Genomic DNA, 5,022 nt, shown 5'->3' with positions numbered 1-5,022 from the left:
ATTGGTATCAGCTTCTTTCAGTTGGTGGAAAAGATGTCCCACCAGCAACAAAGCCTGACCCAGCTCACCCTCGATCAGGAACGGGAAGTGGCAAACGATGTGGTCCTGCTGCTTATTGCGGTGAGCGTGATCAATGGCTTCAGCTTTGAAGACCTCGTGAGTCAGTACAAGATCAGCGATACGGAGTGTATTCAGAAGCTGGCACAACTCGACCGCCTCAAACTGATTGAGCTGCTACCGGGTAACCGTATTCGGTTGCTGGTCTCACCCAACTTCAACTGGTTACCCAACGGCCCGATTCAGAAGTTTTTCCAGGACAAGGTCGAGCAGGATTTCTTCAGCTCCCGCTTTGATAAACAGAACGAAAAGCTGCTGGTGTTGAACGCCGTACTCTCCCCTGCCGCCAACGCCGAACTGCAACGCAAAATGCAGACCCTGGCCCACGATTTCAACACCATCATGAAGCGTGATGCGCAACTTCCCCTGAGCGAACGCAAAGGCACCACGATGGTGCTTGCCTTACGTCAGTGGCAGTACAGTCTGTTTAAGCACCTGCGCAAGTAAGCTTTTCAATAACAACTTTCGAGGATTTGCGACTCCCGGTCTCGTCCGGTGATACCTTGTCAGATTCTCTGTAGTCAAAGCCGCTTAACACGAACACTGGCCCCAATGTGATTCGCCCACCTTGGAGGTTTATATGTGTTTACCCGTTTTTTCCCGCTCTCTTTCCAAATCCCTGCTCGTAGGGAGCCTGGTGTTCTCTGCATTCGGCGCCAATGCGGCCGGTTTGCTTTCTCCGGTATCCGCTAACCTGCCGGACCTCACGATCAAAGAGCACCATGTCGAGGTCACCATTCAGGACGGTTATGCGATCACCGAAGTCGAGCAGGTCTTTGCCAATCCAAATAACCAAGCGCTGGACGCCATCTACTCCTTCCCGGTACCTGACAAGGCCGCCGTTGGCGAGTTTACTTACTGGATCAACAACCAACCGGTTACCGGTGAGGTTGTAGCCAAGCAGCAGGCGCGCCAGATCTATGAAGAGGAGAAAAAAGCGGGACGTAAAACCGCCCTGGTTGAGCAGGACAGCTACAAAACCTTCGATATCAGCGTCGCTGAGGTGCAGCCACAAACGGATGTGCATGTTCGACTGGTCTATGTGCAACCCACCCATGTGGATAGCGGTATCGGACGTTACGTCTACCCGCTGGAGGATGGCGGTGTCGATGAAGCCAAACTGGCGTTCTGGAACCGCAATGAACAGGTGCAGGAACAGTTCAGCTTTAACGTTAACCTGCGCAACAGCTACCCCATCGATGGGATTCGGCTACCCCACCAACCTGCCGCAGTGGTAACACAAACAGATGCGCAGAACTGGACCGTATCCCTGGGGAACCGCGTACAAAACGTCAATGGCGATGACGATGACGATGTGAGTGCACAGTCCTCTCAGCCTATGGCTCAAGGCCCCGTTGCCAGCCTGGATAAAGACATTCTGCTCTACTGGCGTCACAGCGATGGGCTGCCCGGATCTCTGGATATGACCACCTACAAAAAGGACTCAACCAGCCCCGGCACCTTTATGATGACGCTGACCCCAGGCGATGACCTGGCGCCCCTGCAAAATGGACGTGACTGGATCTTCGTGCTCGATGTATCCGGCTCCATGGCGGGCAAGTACTCCGCACTTACTGAAGGCATCCGTCAGGGGCTTGCCAAACTAAGCCCACAGGATCGCTTCCGGATCGTGTTGTTTAACGATACCGCCCAGAACTTCAGTGGTGACTTCCAACCGGCCATTCCGGAAAAGATCACGCCGCTGCTGGATAAACTCGACCAGTACCAGCCAAACCGTGGCACCAACCTGTACGCTGGCATGAAGATGGGCCTGCGCAAAATGGATGCAGACCGTCCAACGGCAATGATCCTGGTGACCGATGGCGTAGCCAATGTGGGGGTTACCGAAAAGAAAGCGTTCCTGGAGATGCTGGAGCAAGCTGACCTGCGCCTCTACACCTTCGTAATGGGCAACAGTGCAAACCGCCCTTTGCTGAATGAGATGACCAAGGTCTCGCAGGGTTTCTCATTGTCGGTATCCAATGCAGACGACATCATGGGCCAGATCATGCTGGCGGCCGACAAGATGAGTCACCAAGCGATGCGTAATATTCAGCTCAAGTTTGACGGTGGCCGCATTACCGACCTGACACCGGAGCAGATCGGCAGCTTATACCGTGGCCAGCAACTCACCTTGCTGGGTCATTACCGCAAAGCGGGTCCGGTGAAGGTCACACTGACCGGTGAGATCGGATCCGAAACCCGTACCTACGAAACCGAGATTACGTTCCCGGATCAATCAACCCTCAATCCGGAACTGGAGCGACTCTGGGCATACGCCAAGATTGAAAACCTACAGGCGAAAATGGACTACCTAGGCGAGGATAGCGATACCAAGCAAGCGATCACCTCAATCGCAAAAGAGCACGGCCTGGTAACGGACTACACCTCGATGATTGTTGTGGAAGAGGCACGCTTTAACCAGTTGGGCATCGATCGTAGCAACAAAAAACGGGTAGAAACCGAACACCAGGCGCGTCAGCAGCGTGCGGCAGCCCCGGTTCAGCAGCGTCGCGCCGATACCAATAAACCAATGTTCGATAAAAAGCGCTCTACAGTGTCCGGTTCTTCCGGCGGTGGTGCGATTGACCCCTGGTTGCTTGCCCTGCTGATCGCGATGGCTAGTGGTGTGTTGATCAAACGTCAGCAGCGTGACCGGAAAACCAAGGAGGCATGATTGATGCAGTCTTTGGTAACCTTAGAGGGAGCCGCCGTCCGGCGGTTCCCATTTCCGCTTAAAACCTTCTGCGCGGCTATCTGTATTCTGTTTCTCGCGAAAGGAGACCTGCTGGCCCTCTGCTTCGATCTGCACGCCATCAACCATCAAGGTGAGTGGTGGCGCCTGATAACCGGGCACCTGGTACACAGCAACAGCTCTCACCTGTTCTGGGATCTGTGTGCATTTGTCGGTGCGTCCTGGTATCTGGAACGCCACGCCCCGGCATTACTGCTACCAAGCTGGTTGGCGGGACTGAGAACGGTAAACCTGCTGCTGATGTCTCCCCTTTCAGAGCTGAGTTACTACTGCGGTCTATCCGGTCTGCTCTTCGCGCCGTTGATAGTTGCATTGTTTCAGTTCCAGAAGCAGATCGGCGGACTCACCGGTTACCTGCCGCTACTGGTAACAGGCGCAAAACTCGCTTGGGAACTGCTCTCTAGCGAACACTTCTTAGTACAGAGCGATTGGGCACCCTACCCGGAAGCACATCTGGCAGGTCTGACTGGCGGATTGCTGCTGATGGCAGGAGTAACGTTGTTCCCTTGGATTGCTAATGGGAAGAACGGTAAGAAGGAAACAATAGAAAGATAAAACGTCAGGCGGCTTGTGTGTCTGTTTCACCCACCAAGCCGTTTTTCTCCAACACCCGGTAGATCTTGTGACAGGTTTTGCCAAGCTTATCCAGATCCCCCAGTGCAGGCACCTCGCCCTGATCAAGCCGCCACTCCCACTCCTCCAGCTGTATATCGAGGAAATCGAGCAGCTTCTTCGCACAGCCGTTACAGATGCCACTGCACATCTGGTCAACGGGCATCTCAAACGGCATCACATCTCGGACCTCCGCTATAAGGTTGCGCATTGCGGTCTGGGTATCGGGTTTCACGTCGGCTCTTGGGTATGTCGCTACAAGGGTAAAAAGAACAGGTATCAGACCATATATTCAAAAACAGCAACATGACATCGGTCAGTTTGAGGCCGTTTCTAGGGTTAGGGGCTGTTTATAGAGCTCAGGACTGTTTCCAATAGTCCAAGACTGTTTCCAGATATGAAAGGCTATATTGCATATCCGGTTATAGTTCAGCCCTTTTGCGAAACATATACTTAACCAGCTGAAATAAAAGCACTCTTTTCACACCCGAATAAACCAAAGGTAATCCCATGACGCTCAAACTCACCGTCGTCGATCAGTCTCCTGTACCTGGTAAAGCATATACGCTGAGCCCAGTGGCACTATCGGCAGAGCTGGCCAAAGCATGCGACGCATGGGGTTACAGCCGCTCTTGGGTTGCTGAGCACCACAACAGTGGCAACTTCGCAGGGCCCGCCCCTGAGATTCTGATCAGCCATATTGCCAGCATCACCAAGCAGATCCGTGTGGGCAGTGGTGGCGTGATGCTGCCCCACTACAGCCCCTACAAAGTGGCAGAACAATTTCGTTTACTGGAGACCCTGTTTCCAGGACGTATCGATCTGGGTATTGGTCGCGCACCAGGCGGTGATGGCCTGGCAAGCCATGCGCTGGCGTTTCCGGATTCACCATCCCACGAGGACAACTACGCCCAGCAGGCGATGATGCTGAAAGCTTTTCTGGAGAAATCGATCCCTGCCGAGCACCCATACCACGAACTACGTGTTATGCCCGACGATTCACCGACGCCGGAGATGTGGATGCTAGGCTCAAGTGGCGGCAGCGCTGCACTGGCAGGCCATGTGGGTATGAATATGGCGCTAGCGCTGTTTATCGGTCCTGAAGACCGCCCGGTCAGCATTATCGACGAGTATCAAGCGGCCTGGCGTCAAGCTGGGCACACAGGGACGCCAAACACCTTGATTGCTGTATCTGCCGTGTGTGCAGAATCCCACGAAGAAGCGGCGTTGATTGCGTCATCACAGGTGTACTGGAAAGTGATGGCGTTCCGCCACGGCATCCGCGAACCTCTCAATAGCCCGGAAGAGGCTTTGGAGCTGAAGAAAAAACTCAGCCCCTCCGATCAGGCTTACTTTGATCAGACGCTCGCGTCCGTGGTCCACGGTACCGTCGAGCAGTGCCATGAACAACTCAGTGCACTGGCAGACCGCTACCGCACCGACGAACTGGGTTTGATCACCGTCACCTACGATTACGAAACCCGTCTGGACAGCTACCGACGCCTGGCGCAATTAGTGACCTGATCGCCGTATTGGCT

Annotated in this window: 5 protein-coding genes; 4 read left to right on the top strand and 1 reads right to left on the bottom strand. The window is 54.2% G+C overall.

What is annotated here, in order from left to right; translation table 11 throughout:
* From ACEQ15_RS13620 to rrtA, 3 genes are all read left to right on the top strand, one after another.
* Positions 1 to 564 (top strand): XRE family transcriptional regulator (locus ACEQ15_RS13620; protein WP_370279757.1); only part of this gene is annotated, 564 nt, incomplete at its 5' end.
* 133 nt (positions 565 to 697) lie between these two features.
* Positions 698 to 2,794 (top strand): VIT and VWA domain-containing protein, encoded by a 2,097-nt coding sequence (locus tag ACEQ15_RS13615; RefSeq protein ID WP_370279756.1) that lies wholly within the window; start codon positions 698 to 700, stop codon positions 2,792 to 2,794.
* Between the two features lie 3 nt (positions 2,795 to 2,797).
* Positions 2,798 to 3,427 (top strand): rhombosortase, encoded by a 630-nt coding sequence (rrtA, locus tag ACEQ15_RS13610; protein WP_370279755.1) that lies wholly within the window; start codon positions 2,798 to 2,800, stop codon positions 3,425 to 3,427.
* Between the two features lie 4 nt (positions 3,428 to 3,431).
* On the opposite strand, the gene ACEQ15_RS13605 is transcribed toward rrtA, so the two are convergent.
* Entirely contained in the window at positions 3,432 to 3,719 is a 288-nt protein-coding gene (locus tag ACEQ15_RS13605) for a hypothetical protein (RefSeq protein ID WP_370279754.1), read from the bottom strand.
* 275 nt (positions 3,720 to 3,994) lie between these two features.
* On the opposite strand from ACEQ15_RS13605, the gene ACEQ15_RS13600 reads away from it, so the two are divergent.
* Positions 3,995 to 5,008 carry an LLM class flavin-dependent oxidoreductase gene (locus tag ACEQ15_RS13600; protein ID WP_370279753.1) on the top strand — a complete coding sequence of 338 codons (1,014 nt, stop codon included), beginning with the start codon at positions 3,995 to 3,997 and terminating at the stop codon, positions 5,006 to 5,008.
* Positions 5,009 to 5,022: the final 14 nt, after the last annotated feature.

The organism is Pontibacterium sp., assembly GCF_964228735.1.
Lineage (GTDB): Bacteria > Pseudomonadota > Gammaproteobacteria > Pseudomonadales > Balneatricaceae > Pontibacterium.
The sequence above is the reverse complement of the archived record's forward strand: the minus strand, read 5'-3'. Positions and strand labels throughout refer to the sequence as shown.